The sequence below is a fragment of the Corynebacterium sp. MSK006 genome, assembly GCF_030232385.1.
Taxonomy (GTDB): domain Bacteria; phylum Actinomycetota; class Actinomycetes; order Mycobacteriales; family Mycobacteriaceae; genus Corynebacterium; species Corynebacterium frankenforstense_A.
Genome location: NZ_JASPJZ010000006.1, coordinates 62,725 through 89,663, shown reverse-complemented (window position 1 = coordinate 89,663; position 26,939 = coordinate 62,725). Strand labels below are relative to the sequence as shown.

Here is a 26,939-nt window from a genome sequence, read left to right as displayed (position 1 = left end):
ACCGCGCCACCGAGGCCGCGGCCCAGGCCGCCGGCCGCGCCGTCGAGAAGCTGCAGCGTCTCCTGCTGCCGCGCCTCGGCGAGCCCGGCGACGTGCGCACCCTCTACCTGATGGAGACCGACTCCTCGGGCGGACGCGTGCGCTTCCCCGACCGCCTCTCCGTGACCGTCCCGGCCGGCGACGAGCTCAGCTTCGAGACCTACTTCAACGCCTTCCCGGCCTCCTACTGGCGCCGCTACTCCCAGCTCGACAGTGTCATCCTCAAGGTCGAGGTCGCCGGCACCGCGCGCATCGACGTCTACCGCTCGCGTCCCGACGGCGGGCGCATCGCCGTCGACGCCGCCGTGGTCACCGACGGCACCGCCGCCTTCGAGCTCTCGCTCGCCCCCTTCGAGGACGGCGGCTGGTACTGGTTCGACGTCACCGCCGAGACGGAGGTCACCCTCTCCGACGGCGGCTGGTACGCCCCGGCCGCCCCCGGCCCGCAGACCATGCCCGACGGCACCCAGGTCGGCCCCTTCGAGTGCCGCGTGACCGTCGGCATCCCGACCTTCAACCGCCCGACCGACGCGGTGGCCGCCCTCGAGGCCCTGGCCGCCGACCCCGAGGTCGACGAGATCATCGACGCGGTGCTCATGCCCGACCAGGGCGACCGCCACCCGGCCGACGAGCCCGGCTACGCCGAGATCACCGCCCGCTTCGGCGAGCGCTTCCACGAGTTCCGCCAGGGCAACCTCGGCGGCTCCGGCGGCTACTCGCGCATCATGTTCGAGGCCCTCGGCGGCGTCGACGGTGAGGGCGAGGCTGACCATGGCAGCCCCTACATCCTCTACATGGACGACGACATCGCCATCGAGCCGGACTCGATCCTGCGCGCCGTCCAGGTCGCCCGCTACTCCGCGCGCCCGACCATCATCGGCGGGCAGATGCTCAACCTGCTCAACCGCGCCGAGCTGCGCACCATGGGCGAGGTGGTCAACCGCGGCGACTTCATGTGGGGCCCGGCCCCGCACGTCCACTACGACCACGACTTCTCGCGCAACCCGATGAACGACCTCGGTGAGCCGGGCGACCGCCCCGAGGTGCCCAACTCGCGCGACCTGCACCGCCGCATCGAGGTCGACTACAACGGCTGGTGGATGTGCCTGTTCCCGCGCGTCGTCGCGGAGACCACCGGCCAGCCGCTGCCGCTGTTCATCAAGTGGGACGACACCGAGTACTCCCTGCGCGCCGCCCAGCGCGGCTTCGAGACCGCCACCTGGCCCGGCGTGGCCATCTGGCACATGTCCTGGGCCGACAAGGACGACGCGATCGACTGGCAGGCCTACTTCCACCTGCGCAACCGCCTGATCGTCGCCGCCCTGCACCACGACGGTCCTGTCGACGGCATCATCCGCTCGCTGCGCAAGACCACCTTCAAGCACGCGATGTGCCTGGAGTACTCGACGCTGGCCGTCCAGCTGGAGGCCATGCGCGACTTCCTCGCCGGCCCGGACCGGCTCTTCGACATCCTCGAGTCCTCCCTGCCGCGGATCAACAAGATCCGCTCGGAGTACCCGGACGCCCAGAAGCTGCCCGGTGCGGCGGCCCTGCCGCGCGCCACCGGCGCGCCCGGCGTGCCCACGCAGAACATCGGCGGGCGCCTGGCCAAGATCAAGAAGATCCCGTGGCTGATCAAGGGCGTGGCCCACTCGCTCAAGCGGGCCGACCCGGCCGCCCACGAGGTGCCCCAGCTCAACCTCGCCAAGGACGAGGCCCGCTGGTTCTCCCTCTCGCGCATCGACGGCGCCACCGTGACCACCGCCGACGGTAAGAACGTCGTCTTTCGCAAGCGCGACCGCGACCTGGCCAAGAAGCTGGTCAAGGAGACCTTCGCGCTGCACAAGGAGCTGCGCGAGAACTTCGACCGCCTGCGCGCCGAGTACCGCGCCGCCGCGCCCGAGCTGACCAGCCGCACCGCCTGGGGGAGGATCTTCCGGTGAGCCTGATCGACCTGAAGAAGCTGCGCGCCCGCGAGAGCGACGTCCTGGTCGCCCTCCAGGGCGCCGTGGCCGACGTCCCCGGTGTGCTGCCCGCCGCCCGCGGGCTCTCCCACTTCGGCGAGCACGCCCTGGGCTGGATGGGGCTGTCCGCCGCTGGCGCCGCCCTGGACGGGCTGCGCCGCCGCGCCTGGGTGCGCGTCGGGGTCTCGGCCTTCCTCGCGCACGCCGCCAGCGTGGTGCTCAAGCGCGTCGTGCGCCGGCCGCGTCCGGACGACCCGCGGATTTCCGTTGGCGTGGGCACCCCCTCTAAACTGTCGTTCCCCTCCTCGCACGCCACCTCGACCACCGCGGCACTCGTCTCCGTGGCCGAGCTGACCGGCAACCGGTTGCCGCTTCTCGGCGTGCCCGTGATGATGGTCTCGCGCATGGTGCTCGGCGTGCACTTCCTCGTCGACACGGCCGTCGGGGCCGCGATCGGGGCGGCGACCGCCAAGGCGGTCAGCGCCGTCGACGCACAAGCCGACAGGAAGGCACGGACAAGGTGACACATCAGCCAGAGCAGCGGATCTTCGACTCCGAGCCCCACACCGAGGGCGTCGACACCAAGAAGAAGCGCCGGCCCCCGCGCAACCTCGCCGAGGGCATGGTCAAGGCGCTGCGCCCGAAGCAGTGGGTCAAGAACGTCCTCGTCGTCGCCGCCCCCGCGGCCGCCGGCGCGGACGCCCTGACCGACCCGCGCACCATCGCGGACGTCGCCCTGGCCTTCGTCGTCTTCTGCCTGGCGGCCTCGTCCATCTACCTGATCAACGACGCCCGCGACGTCGAGGCTGACCGGGCGCACCCGACCAAGCGCTTCCGCCCGATCGCCGCCGGCGTGCTGCCGGTCGGCTTGGCCTACGCCATGGCCGTCACGCTGATCGTCGGCGCGGTGGGCTTGTCCTTCCTCGCCACCGCGGGCGCGCAGCTGGCACTGGTCGTGGCCGTCTACATCGGCCTGCAGCTGGGCTACTGCTTCGGCTGGAAGCACCAGCCCGTCATCGACATCGCACTGGTCTCCTCCGGGTTCATGCTGCGCGCGATGGCCGGTGGCGTGGCCGCCGGGATCTCGCTGTCGCAGTGGTTCCTGCTGGTCATGGCTTTCGGTTCGCTGTTCATGGCCTCGGGCAAGCGCTACTCCGAGCTTCTGCTCTCCGAGCACACCGGCGCCAAGATTCGCAAGGCCCTGCAGGGCTACACCCCAACCTACCTGCGTTTCGTGTGGACGCTGGCCGCCACCGCGGTGGTCATCGCCTACTCGCTGTGGGGCTTCGAGATGGCCGAGCAGGCCTCCGGGGCCGCCGCCATCTGGTACCAGGTCTCGATGGTGCCGTTCACCATCGCGATCCTGCGTTACGCCGCGGACGTCGACCGCGGCGACGGCGGCGCGCCCGACGAGCTGGCGCTGACCGACCGCGTGCTGCAGATCCTGGCCCTGGCCTGGATCGCGTGCATGGCCGTTGCCGTCTACCTCGTGCCGGCGCTGTGACGCACCGCCAGGCCCGGAACACCGCGGTCTCCCTGACCGCCGCGACGGCGACCGCCTCCGGCGTGCTCGCCGCCGTGCTGATGTTCTGGGGCGGGTACGCCCGGCGCTGGATGAGCGACGACGGCCTCATCGTCCTGCGCACCGTGCGCAACCTCATGGCCGGCAACGGCCCGGTCTTCAACGCCGGCGAGCGGGTGGAGACCAACACCTCGGCGCTGTGGCAGTACCTCATCTGGGCCGGCGCCGAGCTCACCGACTGGCGCCTCGAGCGCGTCGCCACCGTCCTCGCGCTGGCGCTGACGGTCCTCGGCGTCCTCGCCGCCGCCCTGGGCGCCGCCCGGATGCACCGCGGCCCCGGCACGGGCCGGGTGAACCTCGTGCTTGTGCCCGCGGGTCTGGTGGTCTACCTCGCGCTGCCGCCGGCGCGTGACTTCGCCACCTCCGGGCTCGAGTGGGGCCTCTCGCTGGCCTGGCTCGGCGTGCTGTGGTGGCTGCTGGCGCGCTGGGCCACCCGCGCGACCGCCTCGGCGGGCCTGGTCGGGGTCCTCGCCTGCTGGGCGGGGCTGAGCTGGCTGGTGCGCCCCGAGCTCGCCCTCTACGGCGGCGTGGTCGGCCTGATGCTCCTGGTCACCGCCGGCACCTGGCGCCGCGCGCTGCCCGTGCTGGCCTGCGGGCTGCCGCTGCCGGCGGCCTACCAGATCTTCCGCATGGGCTACTACGGCCTGCTCACCCCGCACACGGCCGTGGCAAAGAGCGCCTCGGGCTCCGACTGGGCCTCCGGTCTCAACTACGCCCGCGACTTCATCGCCGCCTACCAGACGTGGCTGCCGACGCTGGTGCTCGTCGCCCTCGGTGCCTGGCTCGCGGTGCGTGCGCGCAGCCGGCGTGAGATTGACGACGCCGCGTCGGTCCCCGTGCGCGGCATCCGCGCGGCGTGGGCGCGGCGCGCGGGGGCGCGCCGCCCGGCCGTGGCCGTCGGCGTGGTGCTGGCGTGTGCGGCGCTGCACAGTGTCTACGTGTTGCGCGTCGGCGGCGACTTCATGCACGGCAGGATGTGGCTGCTGCCGCTCTTCGCCGCGCTGCTGCCCGTGGCCGTCGTGCCCGTCTTCGACCGCGACCGCCCGGACCGCACCGGTGCGCTGGTGGCCGGGCTGGCCTGCGCGGCTCTCGCCGTCTGGGCGCTGGTCGTCGTGCTCGTCGGCCACCGCTGGGAGGCCCCGGGCGACCACGAGGACCTGGGCATCGTCGACGAGCGCGCCTTTTGGGCCGTCGTCGTCGGCGGCGAGCCGGGCGACCCGCCGCGCAAGGCCGAGGACTTCCTGGCCATCGGCTCGCTGCGCAACTTCCCGGAGGCCGTCGAGGAGGCCCGTCGCGACCGGGACGCGCAGGCCATGCAGATCTCGCTGGAGAAGACCACCGGCGGCTACTCCTGGATCACCGTCCCGCGCACCGACGGCTCCGACGGCACGCCGGCCGACCTGGCGGGCACCCCGCCCACCGTCTACCTGATCAACCTGGGCATGACGAGCATGAACGCGCCGCTGGACGTGCGCGTGCTCGACACGGTGGGCCTGGCCACCCCGCTGGCCGCGCGCCAGCCCGAGATCCCCGACGGGCGCGTCGGCCACGACAAGAACCTCCCGCTGGAGTGGCAGCTGGCCGAGGGCGCGGCGGACCTGGACCGCCTACCCGAGTTCGTCGACGCCGACGAGATCCGCGCCGCCCGCGCCGCCCGCGGCGCGCTGCGCGACCCGCGGATCGCCGAGCTGCTGGCCTCCTACCGCGAGCCGATGAGCTGGCAGCGCTTCCGGGCCAACATCCGCTTTGCGCTCACCGACGGGCGCACGCTGCAGCTCGACTCCGACCCGCGGGCCTACCTCGACGGCTCCGGTTCCGACGCCGACTCCGCTGACGCCGACGCCGCGGGGGAGCGGCCGCAGGTCGCCTGGCCGGTCGAGGCGCACACCGACGGTGACCCCATGGCCGCGCGCTGGGGGCGCTGAAGCGCACCCCGCGCGGCGTCGGAAAGCGTCATCCGGCGACGGATAAGCGCCTGGTTACGTCACGAAAAGGTCACGGGAAGATAAAATTCAACTTTTCTCGTGCTGGGAGCTGTCCTATACTGCCAACCAAACAATCCCCCGGCCGTCGCCGGCTCTCCGGCACGCCCGACTGTCGGGGGGGGCTTCACGCCACGTGTAACACCGCACCGAGTTCCGCCGATGGAGCGGGGGACGCCCGACACCCGTCGGGTCCCCGCCGCCGACCGAGGGCGGATCGCCGAACCAAGGAGAATCCCAGAATGTCTGTACTGAGCACTCTGCGCCACGCCGGTCGCAAGACCGTCGCCGGCGTCGCCGCGCTCGCCACGGCGGCCGGTCTCATGGTCGCCGGGGGCGGCGTCGCCCAGGCCCAGGGCAACCGCGACTGGCTGCGCCCGGACGCCACCGGCACCTGCGAGTGGGACGGCGTGGGCTACTGGGTCCAGCGCTGCGACGTCTGGTCGCCGGCCATGGGCCGCAACATCACCGTCCAGATCCAGCCCTCCGGCCGCGGCGGCAACGCCGGCCTCTACATGCTCGACGGCCTGCGTGCCACCGACGTCTCCAACGCCTGGCTGGTGGACACCAACGCCGCCGCCACCTACACGGACAGCAACATCACCCTCGTGATGCCGGTCGGCGGCGCGGCCTCCTTCTACGCGGACTGGAACGGCCCGGCCACCTACGACCTGGAGAACCCGGTCAACTACCAGTGGGAGACCTTCCTGACCTCCGAGCTGCCGGCCTACCTCGAGGGCAACTTCGGCGTGGCCCGCGACAACAACTCGGTCCTGGGTCTGTCGATGGGCGGCACCGCCGCGCTGACCACCGCCGCCAAGCACCCGCAGCAGTTCCGTCAGGCCATGTCCTTCTCCGGCTACCTGACCACCACGATGCCGGGCTGGCAGACCATGATGCGCGCCGCGCTGCTCGACGCCGGCCTGTACAACCTGAACAACATGTACGGCTCCGTGCTCAGCCCCCGCCGCTTCGAGAACGACCCGTTCCTGAACATGGAGGGCCTGCGCGGCAAGGACGTCTACATCTCCGCCGCTAGCGGCGTCGCCGGCCCGCAGGACGCCGGCTACCTGCCGGAGCACCAGGCCGCCGGTGCCGCCCTCGAGGGTGCCTCCCGCGTGTCCACCCAGGCGTGGGACGCCAAGGCCCGCGCCCAGGGCATCAACTTCACCGCGGACTACCCGGCGACCGGCCTGCACAACTGGACCAACTTCGCCGACCAGATGCACAAGACGAAGGGCCGCGTGCTCGACGTCATGAACGCGCACTGATTGACTCTCTGATGTGAGGGCCGACGGAGTCGGTCCCCGCCGGAGCATCACGGCGCCGTCGCCCCTCGGGGCGGCGGCGCCTTTCGTGTGCGGAAGTTCTGTGCGTTTCCTCCGCGTGTCACTTTCCAAACTCTCAAGTTGTACTTAAACTTGATGGCGACCTAGCGGACCGGGCGTTCCCGGATCCGGGCAGGCGACGTCCCGGAGGAGGGGAACCTCCGGGGCCGCACCGCCAACACGGGTCGCGAGTCGACGTGCGCGCACGCCGTGCACGGGGCAGACCATCCAAGCGGACACCAGCGAAAGACACTTTAAGGACAGCTCATGCGTGACATGCTCCACCGCGCCTCCCGGCGACGTTCCCTCTTCCTCGCCGCCACCGCCATCCCGGTGAGCCTGGCTACCGCGGCCGCTCTCGCCCCCGCGGCGGGCGCCCAGTCGGCGCTGCCCGGCTCCAGCGGCAGCAGCCTGACCGACTCCATCGCCCCGAGCGGCGGCGAGCCGGAGCGCTCGCCCGTGCGCACGGAGTACCCGCAGATCGACGGCCTGCCCGAGGGCGTCTCCATCGACCACGTCGACTGGCTGACCAACCGCCGCATCGCGATCTACATCAAGTCCGCCGCCATGCCGGACAAGCCGATCCAGGTCCAGATGCTGCTGGCCCGCGACTGGCACACCGACCCCGAGGCCACCTTCCCGGAGGTCTGGGCCCTGGACGGGCTGCGCGCCCGCGAGGACCACAGCGGCTGGACCATCGACACCAACATCGAGCAGTTCTACGCGGACAAGAACGTCAACGTCATCCTGCCCGTCGGCGGCGAGTCCTCCTTCTACTCCGACTGGCTGGAGCCGGACAACGGCAAGCACTACATGTGGGAGACCTTCCTCATGGACGAGCTGATCCCGGTGTTGCGCAACGGCTACCGCTCCAACGGCGAGCGCGCCGTGGTCGGCATCTCCATGGGCGGCACCGCGGCGGTCAACCTCGCCGAGCGCAACCCGGAGATGTTCAAGTTCGTCGGCTCCTTCTCCGGCTACCTGGACACCACCAGCCCGGGCATGCCCACGGCCATCCGCGCGGCCCAGACCGACGCCGGCGGCTACAACACCACCGCCATGTGGGGCCCGGACGGCTCCCAGGCCTGGATCGACCACGACCCGAAGCTGGGCGTCGAGGCCCTGAAGGGCAAGACCGTCTACGTCTCCGCCGGCAGCGGCAAGGAGGACCAGCTCGGCCGCGCCCAGGGCAACCTGGCCGGCATGGGCCTCGAGGTCATCTCGCGCATGACCAGCGAGACCTTCGTCAACCGCGTCAAGGCCGCCGGCGTGGAGCCGGTCGTGCACTTCCGCCCCTCGGGCGTGCACTCCTGGGAGTACTGGCAGTTCGAGATGACCCAGGCCTGGCCCTACATCGCCGAGACTCTCGGCGTGCCGAAGGAGGGCCGCGGCGCGGACTGCGCCCCCATCGGCGCCATCGCCGCGGCCACCAGCAACGGCGTCATCGGCTCCTGCGTCAACAACGAGTACGACACCGGTGGGAACGGCAAGGCCCAGGACTTCCGCGGCGGCACCGCCTACTGGTCCCCGGACACCGGCGCCCACGCCCTCTTCGGCGCGATCAACGCCCGCTACGCCGAGCTCGGCGGCGCGAACTCCTGGCTGGGCTTCCCCAAGACCGGCGAGCTCAAGACCCCGGACGGGGTCGGCCGCTTCGTCCACTTCGAGCACGGCTCGATCTACTGGACCCCGGAGACCGGCGCCCACGCCATCCCGGGCGACATGTTCCGCCACTGGGGCTCCACCGGCTACGAGAAGGGCGACCTGCGCTACCCGACCGGCGAGCCGCTCGAGCGCGACGGCGGCATCATCCAGGCCTTCCAGGGCGGCTGGCTCGTGCGCGACAAGGCCGGCGAGAACCACTGGGTGCGCGGCGCGATCGCCGAGAAGTACGGCGAGATGGACGGCCCGGGCAGCGAGCTGGGCTTCCCCACCAGCGACGAGAAGCTCATCCAGGGCGGCGCCTTCCAGGAGTTCGAGAACGGCAACATCTACTGGTCGCCGAACACCGGCGCCCACTTCATCCGCTACGGCGGCATCTTCGACGCCTGGGGCAAGCACCGCTGGGAGCAGGGCAAGTACGGCTACCCGACCGAGGACCACCAGAACCTGCCGGGCGGCGGCGAGTCCGTCACCTTCGAGCACGGCCGGATCTCGCAGTCCAACGGCGTGGTCAAGGAGGACTGACCCGTGTCCCTTCGATTGACGACGCCCGCGCGGCGCACGTTTGCGGCACTGTGCGCCGTCGGCTGCCTGACGCTCGCCGCCTGCGGCGGCGAGGCCACCGTCGAGCACTCCGACGCCACCGGTGCCCCGGAGGCCTCGACCTCCGCGGCCGACAAGCATGACAAGGACAAGGAGAGCACGTCGGAGACGACGTCGCAGAAGGCCGACTCCCACCGCACCGCCGACGAGTCCGAGGGTGACCTCGGCGCCCGCGAGGTCGACGAGGTGCCCAGCGGGGCACCGGCCGCCGACCCCGCCGAGGCCGACTACCTGAAGGTCCTCGACGAGAAGGGCATCCGCACCGCCGACGACGCCGACCAGCTCGTCGGGCTGGCGCGCACCGTCTGCGCCGAGGACAACGAGGACGGCGGCCGGGTGACGGCCGAGGCCGTGGCCGGCCAGCTCGTCGAGCAGCGCAAGACCGCTCTGAGCCAGCAGGACGCCGCTCAGTTACTGGTTGACACCGCGCGTGCGGAATACTGCTGACCCATGAGAAAGACTCTGACGGTCATCGCCGTCATCGCCGTGGTGCTGCTCATCGGCGCCGGGGTGGTGCGGTGGCAGAACACCCGTGAGACAGAGGGGCCGGGACCCGGCCCCCAGCCCACGGACACGCTCGGCGGCGGCGAGACGACCCCCGGCCAGCCCGACTGGTGCCCGGAGGTGGAGTTCATCTCCGCGCCCGGCACCTGGGAGTCGGCCGCGGACGACGACCCGATCCACCCGCAGGCCAACCCGGAGTCCTTCATGCTCAAGGTCTCCGCGCCCCTGCAGGAGCGCTACCCCGAGGACCAGGTCAAGGTGTGGACGCTGCCGTACACCGCGCAGTTCCGCAACATCAACGCCGACCACGAGATGAGCTACGACCAGTCCCGTCAGGAGGGCACGGCCAAGCTCAAGGGCGAGCTCAAGCTCACCCACGACCAGTGCCCGCAGACCGACTTCGTGCTCGCCGGCTTCTCACAGGGCGCGGTGATCGTCGGCGACGTCATCGCCGAGATCGGCACCGGCCAGGGCATCATCCCCGCCGAGCGGGTGCGCGGCGCGGCCGTCGTCGCCGACGGCCGGCGCGTGCCCGGCGTGGGCGTGGTCCCCGGAACCCAGGTCTCCGGCGTGGGTGCCGAGGTGGCGCTCGCGCCGCTGAGCAAGCTGGTCCAGCCGATCGTGCCGGGGGCGACGATGCGCGGCGAGCGTGTCGGCGGCTTCGGCGAGCTCAACGACCGCACCATGGACATCTGCGCGCCGGACGACAGCATCTGCGACGCCCCGCGCGACGTCGGCAACGCCCTCGGGCGCGCCCGCGAGCTCGTGGAGGCCAACGGTGTGCACGCGCTCTACGCCTACAACGAGCACGTGGTGCCCGGCACCACCACCGACCAGTGGCTCATCGGTTGGGCGCAGGGCCTCATCGACCAGTGACCCGGCCCCGCTGAAGCACTGACCCGGGCCCGGCGCGGAACGTGCCGGGTGTCCCGGTTCCCGGACGCGGTGGTGGGCCTCATGCTATTTTCTTCGTCAAAGTAATAAATCGGCCGAGGGGCACGATGTGCCCCGTGGACCCCGACAACGACCGAGGGGCTCGGCGACGCGCCCAAAAGGAGAAGCGATGGATCTGACCGCGGCCATGGGCCGGTTCTTCAACGAGAAGGGCGAGATCACCCTCGTCCCCCAGCTGACGCTGGCCGGGCTCGGCGAGCTGCTCTACCAGGCCGACGTCGCGGCCGGGGGAGGGGACCGCGTGGTCCTGCGCGCCTGGGACTTCTCCGAGAGCCTCGAGGGCACCGCCACCGAATACACCCGCACCCACGTCAACACCCGCATCAAGGCCGTGGCCGGGCGCCTCCAGCAGGTCGGCCGCCCCGGCGAACGCGTGGCCATCCTGGCCGGCAACTCCCCGGAGTACATCTTCTCCTTCATGGGCGCCCTCTACGCGGGCCTGATCCCCGTGCCGCTCTACGACCCCAACGAGCCGGGCCACGCCGAGCACCTGCGCGCCGTCTTCGACGACTCGAAGCCCTCGGTCGTGCTGACCAACTCGGCCTCCGCGCGCGCCGTGCGCGCCTACTTCGCCGACCGCCCCGGCCCCGAGCGCCCGCGCATCATCGCCGTCGACGCCCTGCCGGACTCGCTCGCCGAGGCCTGGAAGAACCCCGCTGAGCTCGTCGCCGCGGCGGGCATCGAGCCGCCGGCCGCCCCGGTCGACCTGCCCGCCTTCCTGCAGTACACCTCCGGCTCGACGCGCACCCCGGCCGGCGTGCAGCTGACCAACCGCTCGATCTTGACCAACGTGCTGCAGATCTTCCGCGCCGCCCAGCTGAAGACCCCGCTGCGCCTGGTCGCCTGGATCCCGCTGCACCACGACATGGGCATCATCCTGGCCGCGTTCGTGACCATCCTCGGTCTGCAGAACGAGATCATGGCCCCGCGCGACTTCATCCAGCGCCCCGCCCGCTGGATCCGCCAGCTCGACCGCACCGAGGGCGAGGACGGCGACGTCAACGTCTACACCGTGGTCCCGAACTTCGCCCTGGAGCTGGCCGTGCGCTACGGCATGCCCGCCGAGGGCGAGTCGCTCGATCTGAGCGCGCTCGACGGCATCATCGTCGGCTCCGAGCCGGTCACCGAGCGCTCCATCGAGTCCTTCATCGAGGCCTTCACCCCCTACGGCCTGGAGCGCAGCGTGCTGCGTCCCTCCTACGGCCTGGCCGAGGCCTCGCTGCTGGTGACCACCCCGCAGAACCCGGAGCGCCCCGTGATCTCCCGCTTCGACCGCGACGCCCTGGGCGAGGGCCGCGTCGAGTTCGTCGACCGTGACGCGGAGAACGGTGTGACCTTCATCTCCAACGGCCAGGTCGTCGAGCCGCAGCGCCTGGTCATCGTGGACCCGGAGACGCGCACCGAGGTCGTCGACGGCACCATCGGCGAGCTGTGGACCCACGGCGAGAACGCCGCCGCCGGTTACCTCGACCGCCCCGAGGACACCGCCGCGACCTTCAACAACACCCTGGCCGGCCGCATCGACGAGGGCGGCCACGCCGCCGACGCCCCCGACGAGGGCTGGATGGCCACCGGCGACCTCGGCGCCATCGTCGACGGCGAGGTCTACATCACCGGCCGCCTGAAGGACCTCATCGTCGTCGCCGGCCGCAACCACTACCCGCAGGACATCGAGTACACCGTCGGCGCGGCCACCGACCAGGTCAACTCCGACGCCGTGGCGGCCTTCTCGGTGCCCGGCGACGACGTCGAGGAGCTCATCGTGCTCGCCGAGCGCGCCGACGACGCCGACCCGGCCGGTGACGCCGCCGCCGTCGACGCCATCCGCGCCGCGGTCAGCCACACCCACGGCGTGGCCCCCACCGAGGTGCGCGTCCAGGACCCGGGCACCATCGCCCGCAGCTCCTCGGCCAAGATCGCCCGCCGCGTGGCGGCCAAGCGCTATCTCGCGGAGCGCGGCTGAGCAGATTCCCCACCGCGACCGCACCGGCGCCCGGCCCCGTGACCTCCAAAATGTCACGGCCGCCGGGCGCCCGCGCGATAACGGGGGTTAGTACCATCAACATCAGGACGTGGCCCACGGGCCACCCCGCAACACACGACGGACACGGAGGACACCCGCTCAATGGATGACGCCCGAGGCGGAGCCGCAATGACGGTCGAGGAGATGCAGGACTGGCTGCGCGGCTGGGTCGCCGATCAGACCGGCCTGGCACCCGAGGAGATCGGCGACGACAAGCCCCTGGAGAACCTCGGGCTGTCCTCCCGAGACGTCGTCGTCCTGTCCGGACAGCTGGAGAAACTCACCGGCACCCGGCTGGACGCGACCGTCGCCTACGAGTTCCCCACCATCGCGGCCCTGACCCGCCACGTCGTCAACGGCGGCTCCGCCGCCCCGCGCCCCACGGTGCCGGGCGCGCCCGCGCCGGGCACCACGGCGTCGGCAAGCTCCCTTCCGGAGCACCACGACATCGCCGTCGTCGGCATGGCCGCCCGATTCCCGGGCGCCAACGACACAGACGAGATGTGGGACCTGCTGGTCTCCGGGCGCTCCGGCACCTCCACCGAGCCGCCCGCCGGGCGCTGGTCGGAGTACGCCGGCGACGAGACCGTCAGCCGCAAGCTCGCCGAGCTGAACATGGCCGGCGGCTACTTCGACGACATCGCGTCCTTCGACGCCGAGTTCTTCGGCCTCTCCCCGCTCGAGGCGACGAACATGGACCCGCAGCAGCGCATCATGCTCGAGCTGACGTGGCGCGCCCTCGAGGACGCCCACCTGCCGGCCAACGAGCTGCGCGGCAAGCCCGTCGGCGTCTTCTACGGCTCGTCGAACAACGACTACGGCATGCTCATCACCGCCGACCCGGCCGAGGCCCACCCCTACGCGCTCACGGGCACCTCCAGCTCCGTGATCCCGAACCGCGTCTCCTACGCCTTCGACTTCCGCGGGCCCTCGGTCAGCGTCGACACCGCCTGCTCGTCCTCCCTGGTCGCCGTGCACGACGCCGTCAAGGCGCTGCGCTCCGGCGAGGCCGACGTGGCACTGGGCGGCGGCGTGAACATCATGGCCGCCCCGTTCGTGTCCACCGCCTTCGCCGAGCTCGGCGTGATCAGCCCGACCGGCGGCATCCACGCCTTCTCCGACGACGCCGACGGCTTCGTGCGCGGCGACGGCGCCGGCGTGCTCGTGCTCAAGCGCGTGGCCGACGCCGTGGCCGACGGCGACGAGATCCTCGCCGTGATCAAGGGCTCGGCCGTCAACTCCGACGGCCACTCCAACGGGCTGACCGCCCCGAACCCGGACGCGCAGGTCGACGTGCTGCGCCGCGCCTACGCCGACGCCGGGGTGGACCCGGCCACCGTCGACTACGTCGAGGCCCACGGCACCGGCACCATCCTCGGAGACCCGATCGAGGCCACCGCCCTGGGTGCGGTCCTCGGCGCCGGCCGTGAGCCCTTCGACCCGCTGCTGCTCGGCTCGGCGAAGACCAACTTCGGCCACACCGAGTCCGCCGCGGGCTCGGCCGGGCTGATCAAGGTCGTGCTGGCCATGCAGAACCGCACCCTGCCACCCTCGCTGAACTTCTCCGCGCCGAACCACTTCATCGACTTCGACGCCGAGCACCTCGAGGTCGTCGAGGACCCGCGCGAGTGGCCCGCCTACTCCGGGCACATGCTCGCCGGCGTCTCCGGCTTCGGCTTCGGCGGCACCAACGCCCACGTCGTCGTCGCCGAGTGGGACCCGGCCGACTACCCGAGCCTTCAGGCCGGCGGGCACACCGCCCAGTTGGCGGACCCGGAGGACCCCACCGTCCTGCTGCCGGTCTCCGGCCTGGTGCCCTCGCGCCGCAAGGCCGCCGCGGCCGCCCTGGCCGACCACCTCGAGGCGAACCCGGGCACCGACCTGGTCGCCCTCGAGCGCGCCCTGGCCGGCCACAACCACGGCCGCTCGCGCGCGATCGTGGCCGCCGATGACGTCGAGACCGCCGTCAACCGCCTGCGCAAGGTCGCCGACGGCGTGGTCTCCGTGGGCATCCGCGCCGCCGACGCCCCGGCGAGCACCGGCCCCGTCTTCGTCTATTCCGGCTTCGGTTCCCAGCACCGCAAGATGGCCAAGGAACTGTGCGCCCTCTCGCCGCTGTTCGCCGACCGCATCGACGAGCTCGACGAGACCGTGCGCTTCGAGTCCGGCTGGTCCATGTGCGAGATCATCGAGGACGACGGGCGGACCTACGACCTCGAGACCGCCCAGGTGACCATCACCGCCATCCAGATCGCGCTGACCGACCTGCTCGTCGAGCTCGGCGTGCGCCCGGCCGCCGTGATGGGCATGTCGATGGGCGAGTTCGCCGCGGCTTACGCCTGCGGCGGCGTCGACGCCCACGACGCGATGCTCATGGCCTGCCACCGCGCCCGCCTGATGGGCGAGGGCGAGCGCACGCTCAGCGAGGACCAGCTGGGCGCGATGGCCGTCGTGGAGCTGTCCGCCGAGCAGCTTGAGGAGCGCCAGGCCGCCGACGAGCGCCTCGCCGGCGTGGAGCCGGCCGTCTACACCGCCCCGGGCATGCTCACCGTCGGCGGGCCGCGCCAGGCCGTGCTCGACCTGGTCGCCGTCCTCGAGGAGGAGGGCAAGTTCGCCCGCGCGCTGAAGGTCAAGGGTGCGGGCCACACCAGCATGCTCGAGCCGATCATGGGCGAGCTCGAGGCCGAGATCCTGGGCGTCACCGGCCGCCCGATCACCGTGCCGCTGTTCTCCTCGGTGGACCGCGGCCGCGTCTACGAGCCCGGCGAGGCCCCGCACGACGCCGAGTACTTCCTGCGCTGCACCCGCCACTCCGTCTGGTTCGAGGACGCCACCCGCCTCGCCTTCGAGCGCGGCCACTCCACCATGGTGGAGATCGCCCCGAACCCGGTGGCGATCATGGGCCTGATGAAGACGGCCTTCTCCGTGGGCCGCGGCGACGCCAAGCTGCTCTTCGCGCTCAAGCGCAAGGTGCCCACCGCCCATTCGATGCGCGACCTGCTCGCCGAGATGTACGTCGCCGGCGCCCCGGTCGACCTGCTGGGCCTGCACGGCTCCGGCGAGATCGCCGCGGCACCGGGCACCCCCTTCAAGCCGCAGCACTTCTGGACGGCCGCGCGCCCCTCGGCCGGCTCGCGCGCCGGACTGCCCGGCAACCGCGTGACCCTGCCCGGTGGCACGGTGGCCTTCGCCGCCGACGCCGCCGAGGTGCCCAGCACCGTCGCGCTGCTGGAGTCCGCGGCTGCCGCCGTCGACCCCGAGGCGCGCCTGGTCGCCAGCGAGGAGCCCGGCTCCCTGCCCGCGGCCGGCGAGGTGACCACCGTGGTCACCCGATCGCTCGGCGGGCTCAACGTCGAGGTGCACGCCGTCTCCGAGGCGGGTGTCACGCACCGTGTGGCGGAGGGCTTCGCCCTGGCTGCCGGGCTGGGCGGGATTTCCGACGTCGCGCAGTCCAACCTGGGCGTCGCACCCGTCGCCGCCCCGGCCGCCGACGAGCCCGTCGTGGACCCGACCGCGGCACCGGCGGCCGCGCGCTGGGACCCCGAGAGCGGCGAGACCGTCGAGCAGCGCCTGCGCGCCATCGTCTCCGAGTCGATGGGCTACGACGTCGACGACCTGCCCGTCGAGCTGCCGCTGATCGACCTCGGCCTCGACTCCCTGATGGGCATGCGCATCAAGAATCGCGTGGAGAACGACTTCCAGATCCCGCCGCTGCAGGTCCAGGCGCTGCGCGACGCCTCCGTCGCCGACGTGATCACGATGGTCGAGGACCTCGTCGCGCAGGGCACAGCGGCTGGCGCCGCTGCGCCTGAGGACGGGAACGCCGCCGAACCGGAGGCAGCTGCGTCCGACGCCGACGCTGAATCGCAGGACTCCGAGGGCTCTGACGCCGAGGAGACCGCCGACGCCGCGGCCGCCGACGCGGACACCGCCGGGGCCGGCACCAAGGCCGAGGCGATCGCCGCCGTCGCCCCGCGCGACGCTGCCGAGCGCATGGCCTTCGGCACCTGGGCCGGCATGACCGGCGCCGCCGTTGCCGGCGTGACCCACCCGCTGCCCGCGATCGACGCGGACACCGCGGCCAAGATCGCCGAGCGACTCACCGAGCGCTCCGGCATCGAGGTCTCGGCGGCGGACGTCACCGCCGCCGAGAGCGTGGCCGGGTTGGCCGACCTCGTGCGCGCCGGGCTGGAGAGCCCGGTCGACGGCAACGTCCGCGTGCTGCGCGAGCGCCCTGAGGGCTCCGAGGCACCCGCGGTGGTCATGTTCCACCCGGCCGGCGGCAACTCGGCGGTCTACCAGCCGCTGACCCGCCGCCTGCCCGAGGACGTGCCCGTCTACGGCATCGAGCGCCTCGAGGGCCCGCTCGCCGAGCGCGCGACGGCCTACCTCGACGACATCCGCCGCATCGCCGACGGCCGCCCGATCGTCCTCGGCGGCTGGTCCTTCGGCGGGGCGCTGGCCTACGAGGTCGCCCACCAGCTCAAGGACTCCGACGTCGAGGTCGCGCTCATTGCGCTGCTCGACACCGTGCAGCCCGCCGAGCCGGCCCCGGACACCCTCGAGGAGACCAAGGCCCGCTGGGGCCGCTACGCCGCCTTCGCCAAGAAGACCTACGGCCTGGACTTCCCGGTGCCCACCGAGCTGCTCGAGACCGCCGGCGAGGACGCCGTGTTGGGCATGCTCGGCCAGTACCTCGCCCAGGCCGACCCGGCCGAGCACAGCCTGGCCGCCGGTGTGCTCGAGCACCAGCGCGCCAGCTTCGCGGACAACCGCATCCTCGACCGCCTCGACCTGAGCGTGTGGGCGGACGTCACGGTGCCCGTGGTGCTCTACCGCGCCGAGCGCATGCACGACGGCGCCATCGAGCTCGAGCCGGCCTACGCCCGCATCAACCCGGACGGCGGCTGGGCCGCCATCGTCGACGACCTCGCGATCGTCCAGCTGCACGGCGACCACCTCGGCGTGGTCGACGAGCCGGAGATCGCCACCGTGGGTGCCGACCTGACCGGGCGCGTGCGCCGCGTCGAGCAGGGCGCGGCCCCGAACCTGCCGACGGAGGCGGAGGCCGCGAAGGCCGCCGCGGCCGCCGCGAAGAACGACAACGACACGACGGAATCGAGTGATCGCGCGTGACAGAGTCCGCAGAGTCCACCGCGAAGGCGGGGGCCGCCGAGGCCCCGGAACCCGACCTGAGCACCACGGCCGGCAAGATCGCCGACCTGGAGGCCCGCCTGGCCCGGGCGCAGGACCCGGGCAGCGAGCGTTCCCGCAAGAAGCGTGACGACGCCGGGCGCACCACCCCGCGCCAGCGCATCGCCGCGCTCGTCGACGAGGGCTCCTTCACCGAGATCGGTGCCCTGGCCAAGACCCCGGGCGTGGCGGACGCCTACTACTCCGACGGCGTGGTCACCGGCTTCGCCCGCGTCGACGGGCGCCCCGTGGTCGTCTACGCCCACGACAAGACCGTCTACGGCGGCTCGGTGGGTGTGACCTTCGGCCGCAAGGTCGTCGAGGTCATGGACATGGCCATCAAGATCGGCTGCCCGGTCATCGGCATCCAGGACTCCGGCGGCGCGCGCATCCAGGACGCGGTGACCTCGCTGGCGATGTACTCGGAGATCGCGCGGCGTCAGCTGCCGCTGTCCGGGCGCAGCCCGCAGATCTCCGTGATGCTGGGCAAGTGCGCCGGCGGCGCCGTCTACGCCCCGGTGACCACCGACTTCGTCATCGCCGTCGACGGCGAGACCGAGATGTACGTCACCGGCCCGGCCGTCATCAAGGAGGTCACCGGCGAGTCGATCTCCTCGGCCGAGCTCGGCGGCGCGCGGCGCCAGGAGCAGAACGGCAACGTCTCGCTCGTCGCCGAGAGCGAGGAGGACGCCCTCGAGATGGTCCGCGACCTGCTCGCGCACCTGCCCTCGACCTGCTTCGACGACCCGCCCGTGCTGCCGGCGTCCTCCGACGAGGAGATCGCCGACGCCGTGGAGCTCGACTCGTTCATGCCGGACGACACGAACGCCGGCTACGACATGATGGAGCTGCTCGCCCAGCTCGGCGACGACGACGAGCTGATCGAGATCCAGGAGGGCTACGCCCAGAACCTGATCTGCGCGCTGGGGCGCGTCGACGGCCGCACCGTCGGCTTCGTTGCCAACCAGCCGCTGCAGTACGCCGGCTGCATCGACGCCGACGCCGCGGACAAGGGCGCGCGCTTCATCCGCATCTGCGACGCCTACAACATCCCGCTGATCTTCGTCGTGGACACCCCCGGCTACCTGCCGGGCGTGGCCCAGGAGGAAGCCGGCCTGATCCACCGCGGCGCGAAGCTCGCCTTCGCCGTCGTCGAGGCGACCGTGCCCAAGGTCGCGCTGATCGTGCGCAAGGCCTACGGCGGCGCGTACGCGGTGATGGGCTCGAAGAACCTCACCGGCGACATCAACCTGGCCTGGCCGACCGCGCAGATCGCCGTGATGGGCTCGGCGGCCGCCGCCGTGATGATCCAGGGCAAGCGCATCGCCGCGGCCCCGCCGGAGCAGCGCGAGGCGATGAAGAAGATGTTCATGGACTTCTACGACCAGAACATGACCAGCCCCTACGTCGCCGCCGAGCGCGGCTTCCTCGACGCGATGATCCAGCCGCACGAGACCCGCATCGCCCTGCGCCGGGCGCTGCGCCAGCTCGCGGACAAGGACACCCGCGACCTGCCGAAGAAGCACACGATCTCGCCGCTGTGACCGTCCGGCGGCCCAGGCGGTCACCCCGGCGGCCGCCCGCCGCGCCGCTTGGGTAACGCCGCACGTAACGGATACGATTGACCATCTGTGGCGCGGGTCCGCGCCGCTCCGGAGGGCGGGGCTCGCGAGAGCCCGGCCCGGTCCCGCCAACCAAGCAACACCCCGTTTACCCGAGGAGGCTCCCCGTGATCAGCAGCGCCATCGACATCGTCGGCGATCTCGTCAACTACGTCGTCATGATCTTCAACCAGCTCATCCACCTGGTCAGCTGAGCTTGAACCCCCGATGACCCGGTCCGCGCCCCCGCGCGGGCCGGGTTTTTCCGTGCCTAGCGGCGCGACTCGACCACGGAGGCGACCCCGCGCCAGCCGAGCATGAGCAGCGCGGACATGGTGCCCGCGACGATCATGAAGGACCAGTGCGGCACCGCGCCGTGCTTCACACCCCAGATGGTCAGGCCGCACACCACGGTGATCAGCCAGACCATCAGGCCGCCGGAGCGCACGCGCCGGCCGTCGCGGCCGGTCAGGGCGGCCACGCCCCAGCCGAGCACGACGCCGAGGGCGAAGGGCCACAGGGTGGACAGCCAGCCGGCGAAGTTCAGCGGCATGTCCTCTGACTGGTGGGCGATGCGCGCCAGGAGCGCGAAGACCCCGATCGCGACGATGTCCCCGGCCATGGCGGGGAGGTTCAGCTTCTTCTGCATGCCTTCCATTGTGGCCCACCGCGGCGCGCGCGGGAAGTCCGGTAGCTCAGTCGCGGCGGCCCAGCAGCCACTGGACGAAGAAGACGAGCCAGCCCACGGCGGCCAGGCCGACGAAGCTGACCGCGCGGAAGACGAAGACACCGCCGACCGCCGCGGCCGAGGGGATCTGGGCCAGCGGGACGAGCAGCGAGACCATCGCCACGTCGACCGGCCCCAGCCCGCCCGGGGTGATCTGCGCCTGGCCGACGAGCTTGGCCAACAGGAAGGCCAGCACCGTGCCGGAGAGCGTCGGCTCGACGCCCACCGAGATCAGGCAGGCGTAGAGGCAGGCGATCTCGAGGCACCAGTTCGCGATCGCCCAGAACAGCGCCAGCCCCAGCATGCGCGGCGGCACGTCGACCGCACCGAGCTCGTCGACGAGCTCGCGGAACTTGTCCACCCAGCGGTCCTCGGGCGCGCGGGTGAGCCGGTTGAAGCGGCGCAGCACCGCCTCGACCCAGCGCTGCACGGTCTGCGGGTTGCGGCCGAGCCACCGGAAGGCGGCGACCAGCGCCACGAGCACCAGAATCGAGCTGATCAGCGTCAGCGGGTTGATCGAGGCGTCGAGGAAGAGCACCGCGCACAGGCCGAGCACGGCCATGCCCGCACCGGCGAGCACCCCGGAGATGACCAGGTACCAGGCGGCGACCACGGAACCGGCACCCCAGGCCTTCTGACGCAGGAAGATCATCGTCGCCGAGACGGCCGGCCCGCCCGGCAGGGAGGCCGACCACGCGTTGGCCGCCAGGCCCAGCATGTTCGCCGCCCACCGGCCCACGCGCACCCCGGCGCCGCGCAGCAGGACGACCATCATCTCCGCCTGCGCGAACATGGCGCCGGCCAGGGCGAGCACGCCGAGGGCGATCCAGCGACCGTCGGCCTCGCGCACGTGGTGCACGCCCTTGTCGATCACGTCGGTGTTCTCGTGCAGCACCCACGCCAGGGCGGCCAGCAGCACCGCGACGACGCCCACGCGCACCCACGGGTTGCGCCACAGCCGCAGCGGATTGCGCTCCGAGGTCACGCCCTAGTCCCGGTCCTCTTTGCCGAGGCGGCGCATCAGCTCGTCGAAGGGCACCAGGCTCGAGTCCTGGTCGGTGGTGCGCCCGCCGCGGGCGGCCTCGTGGGAGTCGCGCGGCACGGCAGCGGAGACGGCGAGCTCACCGCCGGCGGCGACGGGCGCGGCGTCGTCAAGCACCGCGGCGTCGTCAATCTCACCGTCACTGTCACGCGCCACGTCAGTCTCACGCGCGACGGCGCGCTCGGAGGCGACGGCCTCGCCGTGGCCCATGCGGCGGTAGACGGCGCGCACCCACCCGGGCGCCCACCAGTTGTCCTCGCGCAGCAGGTGCATCACGGCGGGCACGAGCATCATGCGGATGACGGTGGCGTCGAGCAGCAGCGCGGCGATCATGCCGAAGGCGATGTACTTCATCATCACGATCTCGGAGAAGCCGAAGGCGCCGGCGACGACAATCATGATCAGCGCGGCGGCGGTGATGATGGAGCCGGTGTGGGCGGTGCCGAACTTGATCGAGGTGTCGGTCGTCTCGCCGCGGTGTCTGGCCTCGACCATGCGGGAGACGAGGAAGACCTCGTAGTCGGTGGACAGGCCGTAGACGATGGCGATGATCAGCACCAGTACCGGGCTCATCAGCGGGCCCGGGGTGAAGTTGAACAGCCCGCCGCCGAGGCCGTCAACGAACATCAGCGTCAGCACGCCGAGGGTCGCGCCCAGGCCCAGCAGAGTCATGATCACGGCCTTCGCCGGCAGGATCAGCGAGCCGAAGACCAGCGCCATGAGCAGGAAGGTCGCCGCGACGATGTAGAGCGCCATCCAGGGCAGTTTGTCGAAGAGCGCCTCGATGGACTCGATCTCCATCGCCGGGGTGCCGGCGACGTAGACGTCCACGCCCTCGGGCGCCTCGATGGCGCGCAGCTCGTCGACCACCTGCTCGTTGTGGGCGCGGTCGGTCACGCCGGCGGAGAGCACGGTGGTGCCGTCCTCGGTCGGCGAGGCGGAGAAGCGCCCGGTCAGGTTCGGCACGGCCGCCGCCTGGCGGTAGACCTCGGCGAGCTGCCGGTTGTCCGCGCCGGTGACCACGAGCTTGACCGGCTCGGTGCGGAACTGCGGGAACTCCTCGTCGAAGGCGGCCTGCGCGGTGCGCGTGTCGTTGTCCGGCGGCAGGTAGGTCTCGTTGATGCCGCCGAAGGTGATGCCCACGACCGGGATCGCCAGCGCGACGAGCACGCCCGCGACGCCGACGGTGACGGCCTTGGCGTGGCGCATCGCCCAGGCGGGCAGGCGCCACCAGATCGTGTCCTCGAGGCGGCGGGCCGTGCGCGCGGTGCACCGCACCGACCAGCGGTCGATGTTGGTGCCGATCATGCCGAAGATCGCCGGCAGCACGGTCACCGAGAGCAGGGCGGCCAGGCCGACCGCGGAGATCGCGCCGTAGGCCACGGACTTCAGGAACGCCTGCGGGAAGACCATCAGGCCGGACAGGGCCACGGCGACCATGCCCGCGGAGAAGACCACGGTCTGCCCGGCGGTGGCGGTGGTGGTGGCCACCGCCTGCGGCACCGGCCGGCCCTTGTCCAGCTCCTCGCGGAAGCGGGAGACCATGAACAGCCCGTAGTCGATGGCGAGTCCCAGGCCCAGCAGGGTGACCACGGACTGGGCGAAGACGTTGACCTGGGCGACCCCGGCGAGCGCGGAGAGCACGCCGAGCGAGCCGAGGATGGAGAGCACGCCGACGATCAGCGGCATCGCGGCGGCGACCACGGAGCCGAAGACGAGGATGAGCAGGATGCCCACCACCGGCAGGGCGACCAGCTCGGCGCGCTGGACGTCGGCGGCCATGCCCTCGTCCAGCGAGTCGGCCACGGCGGTGGCACCCGCGACCTGCAGCTCGACGCCCTCAGGCAGGTCCTGGCCGCGCAGGTCGTCCTCGACCGCGCGGAAGTCCTTGAGCGTCTGCTCGCCGTCGCCGCGCAGCGAGACCGCGGCGAAGGCGGCGGTGCCGTCCTCGTCGATCAGCTGCCGGTTGTGGCCGTCGAAGTAGCTGGTCACCGACTCGATCTGGTCAGGGTGCTCGGACTTGAGCCGCTCGATCTGCCCCGCGATCTCGGAGCTGGTGTCCTCGCGGGAGAGCACGCCCGGGTCCGCCGAGTAGAGCAGGATGACGTCGCCGCTGTTGTCGCGGCCGAAGGTCTCCTGCTCGATCTGCGCGCCGACGGTCGAGTCGGCGCCCGGGTCCTCCCAGCCCTCCTGGCTGAGCCGGTCGTCCAGGCGCATGCCGAAGGTCAGGTAGAGCAGCGCGATGAGCGCGACGACGACCACCGGGACGAGGCGACGGTGGCGGTAGGCGAAACGCCCCCAGGCGTGGAACATGGTGTCCTCCCGGGTCTAGTCGGTGAGAGCGGTGAGCGGACGGAACGGCTGCAGCCAGGCGCCGCCCTCGGGCAGGTTGTCCAGGTTGACGCGTGGCAGCGGCTCGCGGAAGACGCCGTCGATGTCCTCGAGGTCGACGAAGTCGAAGTTCTCCGCGTGCACGGCCCAGGAGGCGTGCTCGTGGAAGCCGAGGACGGTGACGGGCAGGCCCTCGTCGGTCAGCTCGTCGATGAGCCCGCGGAAGTTCTGCCCGTCGGCGGAGGCGACGACGAGCCCGCGCAGCGTGCCCTCGGCGTGGCGGCGTCGGATGTGGGCGAGCATGTCGGGGTCGACGTCGGAGTCGTCGGTGGTCTTCGGCTTGGCGAAGACGGCGAAGCCGATGTTGCGCAGCGCCTCGACCCAGGGGCGGACGTTCTCCGCCGCGCCCGGGGTGACGTTGGTGAACACGGTGGCCTCCGGCAGGACCTGGCGGCCGGTCTCCTCGCCGAGGCGCGCCGCACGCGCGACGAGCCAGCGGCCGACGGCGTCGAAGCGCGGCCGGTGCACCGAGGTGGGCCGCCCGCCCAGGATCGCGCCGAGGCCCATGTCGAGGTTCGGCGCGTCCCAGACCAGCAGCAGCCCGTCCGGTCCGGGCTCGGCGCCCTCACGGTAGGGGTGGACGGTGGCGTGCTCGTGGGTGCCTGCGTTCATGTGCGTCATTATCGCGCATCGCCGCCTTCGCGGTCGCTTGCCGACGCCGCGTCGGTCGCCGCGGGCGCGTCCGTGCGGCGCCACAGGAACTCGGTGATCTCGTGCTCGAGACGGTGGCCGCGGCCCTCGAACTTGGTGATGACCTGCCGGTCGGTCAGGATCGGGCACTCCGGCCAGGGCCAGCCCTTGTACTCCAGCAGCGGCTCGACGTCGACGAGCTCGGAGATCCACTCCGCGTAGTCGGCGTGGTCGGTGGCCACGTGCAGCACGCCGCCGGGCTTCAGCCGGGTGGCGATCAGGTGCAGCGGGCCGGACTGGATGATGCGGCGTTTGTGGTGGCGGGCCTTGGGCCAGGGGTCCGGGAAGAAGACGCGCACGCCGGAAAGGGACGCCGGCGGGATCATGCGGGCGAGCACCTCGATGCCGTCGCCGCGGACCATGCGGATGTTCTCCACGCCGTTACGCGTCAGGTTGCCGAGCATCTTGGCCAGACCGGGCTTGTAGAGCTCGGCGGCGATGACGTTGGTGCCCGGCTCCTTGAGCGCCATGGCGACAGTCGAGGTGCCGGTGCCGGAACCGATCTCGAGGACGGTCGGCGCGCCGGTGCAGCCGAACCAGGCGTCGAAGTCGATGGGACCGGAGTCCTCGGTGAGCACGGTGCCCAGCTCTGGGAAGCGCTCCTGCCAGAGGGCCTGCTGGTTGTCGGTCAGCGTGCCGCGGCGGAAGGAGACGGTGCCCAGGCGCGGGTAGTCCAGACCGTCGTGGAAGTCGGTCTGCGGGGGCCGCCCGGCGGGCAGCTCGCCGACGCCGCGGCCGGTCGTGTCGGGGGTGGTCATTGGCCTCATTGTTCCCGTAGGTCCCGTGAACTTCAATTCATCTCTCCCGTGAAGTCGGTCGCGTGACGTCGGTGGCGGCACCCGCAGCGGTTGCGCGCCGGGCGGGCACGGGGGACGATGCGGGCAACACACGGGGTGTGAGGGGAGGGGGAGCGCCGTGGCCGAGACGCCGCCGATCTTCGCGGCGGTCGCCGACTGGGTGGCCGCCCGCCCGCTGGGCTGCCCGGCCGCCGCGGCGCTGACCGACGTGCTCCACGCGCTGACCGGCCCGCCGCGCACGGCGCTCACGACGCTCGCGGCGCCCGACCCCGCCGACCCGGACGAACTGGCCGCGGTGGCCGCCGAGTTCGGCTGCGCCCGCCCCGCCTGGCCCGTCGTCGGCGCGGGCGTCGACGCCGTCGTGCTCGTCCACCCAGGTCCGCTGCCGCCCGGGCCCGCCGCGCGCCTGGCCTGCGGGCCGCAGCTCTTCTGCGTGGTCGACTGCGCGGCCGAGGCCCGCGCCGCGCTCACCGCCGGCGTCGACCCCGCCGCGCTGCTGGCCACCCGGGCGCGCATCCTCGCCGGCGAGCTACGGGCCCTGGCTCACCGCCTGCCCCGCCTGGCCACCCCGCTGCGCGAGTTGGCCGCGCTGTCTCTGGGAGAGATTGACGACGCCCCGGGCCCCGACGTCGCCGGTTCCCTCCCCGCCGGCGCGGCGGTCGCCGTGGCCGGACCCGACGCGCAGGCCTGCCGCCGGGTCGCCGCCCGCCTGCGGGAGGCGGGCGTGACGGTCACGGGTCCCGACGCCGCGGTGCTCGTCGCCGTCGCCCCGCCCGGCGGGTGGACGCCGGCCGACCACGCGGGGCTTGCCGCGGCGGGAGAGGGTCGCGCGGTCTTCTCCACCGCGCAGCTTCCGGCGGGGATCGGCGGCGAGCACGTCGCCGAGGCCGATCTTCCCGCCCGCCTGGCCGCTCCTCTTCCTCCCGCACCCGACGGGCGGGCCTGGCGAGCCGCGGCCGGGGTGGTCACCCGGCGCCGTCTGGCCGGGTTCGACCGGGAGCTCGCCCGCGCGCTGGCCGCCGGCGACCCGGAGTCCGGTCACCGCATCCTCGCCGGCGTCACTCCCGATGCGCGGCCAGGCGCCCCGGCGCGGCGCGAGGCCGAGCTGCGCGGGGCCCTCGGCGAGGCACTGCTGGTCGCCCTGCCCGCCGCTCTCGGGGCGGGCCTGGCCGTCGGGCGCACGCTCGGGGTGGGCGCGGGCGTGCTGGCCGCCGTGCTCGCAGGGCTTCTCATCGGCGCCGTACGCGGGCTGACGTCCCACCGCCGCCGCGGCCGGGCCGGGCTGGTGCGCGCCGTTGAGGACCTGCGCACCCGCGCCCGCGGCGGGGGAGGAGTGCCCGCCGGGCCCGGCGGCCCAGCCGGCGCCGGGGTGCGCTGGCTGCGCCGCCGCGGCACCGGGGTCACGGGCGGAGGTGCCAGGTGACGCAGTGGTGGGAGTTCCTCCTCGGTGGGCCGGGCGAGGCGGAGCCCGCCGGCGAGCCGGGCGGCTCGGTGGTCGCCGGGCTGCCCGGGGCGGAGGACGCACTCGCCGTCGTCTCCGACCTCGACGGAGACGGCGTGGCCGACCACGCCACCGTCGTCGATGTGCAGGGCCGGCCCTTCGTCTTCGTCGCCGGGCCCGCCGACGGCGCGGTGCCCGCCGACGGTGAGTGGCAGGACGTCGGAAATCTCATGTCCGACGAAGTGGGACCACCGGATACCCCCGAAAGTGGTACGCCGCCGGTTTCGGGTCCCGTACGAAACCGCCGTTGGTTCTGGGTTTCCGGGCCATGACAGACGTCCAATAGTGATATTTGTCGTGGCCGCGGCCGCCGGGCGGCGCGATCACACACGGATCATTACTCTTGTGTATGTACG

The 26,939-nt window shown here is 72.3% G+C and carries 18 protein-coding genes; 13 read left to right on the top strand and 5 right to left on the bottom strand.

Annotated features, from left to right (window positions below; all coding sequences use genetic code 11):
* Positions 1-50 precede the first annotated feature (50 nt).
* The 11 genes from QQA02_RS05370 (at position 51) to QQA02_RS05320 (ending at position 19,378) form a co-directional block, all read left to right on the top strand.
* Positions 51-1,982: a glycosyltransferase gene (locus QQA02_RS05370; protein ID WP_284773725.1), complete on the top strand. Its 1,932-nt coding sequence runs from the start codon at positions 51-53 to the stop codon at positions 1,980-1,982.
* Entirely contained in the window at positions 1,979-2,527 is a 549-nt protein-coding gene (locus tag QQA02_RS05365) for a phosphatase PAP2 family protein (RefSeq protein WP_423777748.1), read from the top strand. Before QQA02_RS05370 ends, QQA02_RS05365 begins: the two co-directional genes overlap by 4 nt.
* Positions 2,524-3,507, top strand: a complete 984-nt coding sequence (locus tag QQA02_RS05360; RefSeq protein ID WP_284773652.1) for a decaprenyl-phosphate phosphoribosyltransferase — start codon at positions 2,524-2,526, stop codon at positions 3,505-3,507. The genes QQA02_RS05365 and QQA02_RS05360 overlap by 4 nt, the downstream gene beginning before the upstream one ends.
* 80 nt (positions 3,508-3,587) lie before the next feature.
* Positions 3,588-5,510: an arabinofuranosyltransferase AftB family protein gene (locus QQA02_RS05355; protein ID WP_502870978.1), complete on the top strand. Its 1,923-nt coding sequence runs from the start codon at positions 3,588-3,590 to the stop codon at positions 5,508-5,510.
* 299 nt (positions 5,511-5,809) lie between these two features.
* The gene (locus tag QQA02_RS05350; protein ID WP_284773654.1) at positions 5,810-6,838 is read left to right on the top strand and encodes an alpha/beta hydrolase; all 1,029 of its coding nucleotides are present in this window, start codon (positions 5,810-5,812) and stop codon (positions 6,836-6,838) included.
* 324 nt (positions 6,839-7,162) lie between these two features.
* Complete coding sequence (locus tag QQA02_RS05345) at positions 7,163-9,082, top strand: alpha/beta hydrolase-fold protein (RefSeq protein WP_284773655.1); 1,920 nt, start codon at positions 7,163-7,165, stop codon at positions 9,080-9,082.
* Positions 9,083-9,085: 3 nt separating this feature from the next.
* A complete protein-coding gene (locus QQA02_RS05340; RefSeq protein ID WP_284773656.1) occupies positions 9,086-9,607 on the top strand; it encodes a DUF732 domain-containing protein in 522 nt (173 codons plus the stop codon).
* Positions 9,608-9,610: 3 nt separating this feature from the next.
* Positions 9,611-10,540, top strand: coding sequence for a cutinase family protein (locus QQA02_RS05335; RefSeq protein WP_284773657.1), 930 nt, complete (start codon positions 9,611-9,613; stop codon positions 10,538-10,540).
* Between the two features lie 187 nt (positions 10,541-10,727).
* Positions 10,728-12,581, top strand: a complete 1,854-nt coding sequence (locus QQA02_RS05330) for a FadD32-like long-chain-fatty-acid--AMP ligase (protein WP_284773658.1) — start codon at positions 10,728-10,730, stop codon at positions 12,579-12,581.
* A 189-nt stretch (positions 12,582-12,770) separates the two neighbouring features.
* On the top strand, positions 12,771-17,777 hold the full coding sequence (gene pks13, locus QQA02_RS05325; RefSeq protein ID WP_423777749.1) for a polyketide synthase Pks13: 5,007 nt from the start codon (positions 12,771-12,773) through the stop codon (positions 17,775-17,777).
* Between the two features lie 56 nt (positions 17,778-17,833).
* Complete coding sequence (locus tag QQA02_RS05320; RefSeq protein WP_284773727.1) at positions 17,834-19,378, top strand: acyl-CoA carboxylase subunit beta; 1,545 nt, start codon at positions 17,834-17,836, stop codon at positions 19,376-19,378.
* Between the two features lie 328 nt (positions 19,379-19,706).
* Here the strand turns inward: QQA02_RS05320 and QQA02_RS05315 are convergent, their stop codons facing one another.
* The 5 genes from QQA02_RS05315 to trmB are packed head-to-tail and all read right to left on the bottom strand — an operon-like array spanning position 19,707 to position 25,043.
* Entirely contained in the window at positions 19,707-20,084 is a 378-nt protein-coding gene (locus QQA02_RS05315) for a DUF3054 domain-containing protein (RefSeq protein WP_284773660.1), read from the bottom strand.
* Positions 20,085-20,130: 46 nt separating this feature from the next.
* The gene (locus tag QQA02_RS05310; RefSeq protein ID WP_284863516.1) at positions 20,131-21,147 is read right to left on the bottom strand and encodes a lysylphosphatidylglycerol synthase transmembrane domain-containing protein; all 1,017 of its coding nucleotides are present in this window, start codon (positions 21,145-21,147) and stop codon (positions 20,131-20,133) included.
* A 3-nt stretch (positions 21,148-21,150) separates the two neighbouring features.
* A complete protein-coding gene (locus QQA02_RS05305) occupies positions 21,151-23,517 on the bottom strand; it encodes an MMPL family transporter (RefSeq protein WP_284863513.1) in 2,367 nt (788 codons plus the stop codon).
* A gap of 15 nt (positions 23,518-23,532) precedes the next feature.
* Entirely contained in the window at positions 23,533-24,207 is a 675-nt protein-coding gene (locus tag QQA02_RS05300; protein ID WP_284863512.1) for an NYN domain-containing protein, read from the bottom strand.
* An 8-nt stretch (positions 24,208-24,215) separates the two neighbouring features.
* Positions 24,216-25,043: a tRNA (guanosine(46)-N7)-methyltransferase TrmB gene (trmB, locus tag QQA02_RS05295; protein WP_284863511.1), complete on the bottom strand. Its 828-nt coding sequence runs from the start codon at positions 25,041-25,043 to the stop codon at positions 24,216-24,218.
* A gap of 157 nt (positions 25,044-25,200) precedes the next feature.
* On the opposite strand from trmB, the gene QQA02_RS05290 reads away from it, so the two are divergent.
* Entirely contained in the window at positions 25,201-26,505 is a 1,305-nt protein-coding gene (locus tag QQA02_RS05290) for a hypothetical protein (RefSeq protein ID WP_284773665.1), read from the top strand.
* A complete protein-coding gene (locus QQA02_RS05285) occupies positions 26,502-26,855 on the top strand; it encodes a hypothetical protein (RefSeq protein ID WP_284773666.1) in 354 nt (117 codons plus the stop codon). The genes QQA02_RS05290 and QQA02_RS05285 overlap by 4 nt, the downstream gene beginning before the upstream one ends.
* The last annotated feature ends 84 nt before the right edge of the window (positions 26,856-26,939 follow it).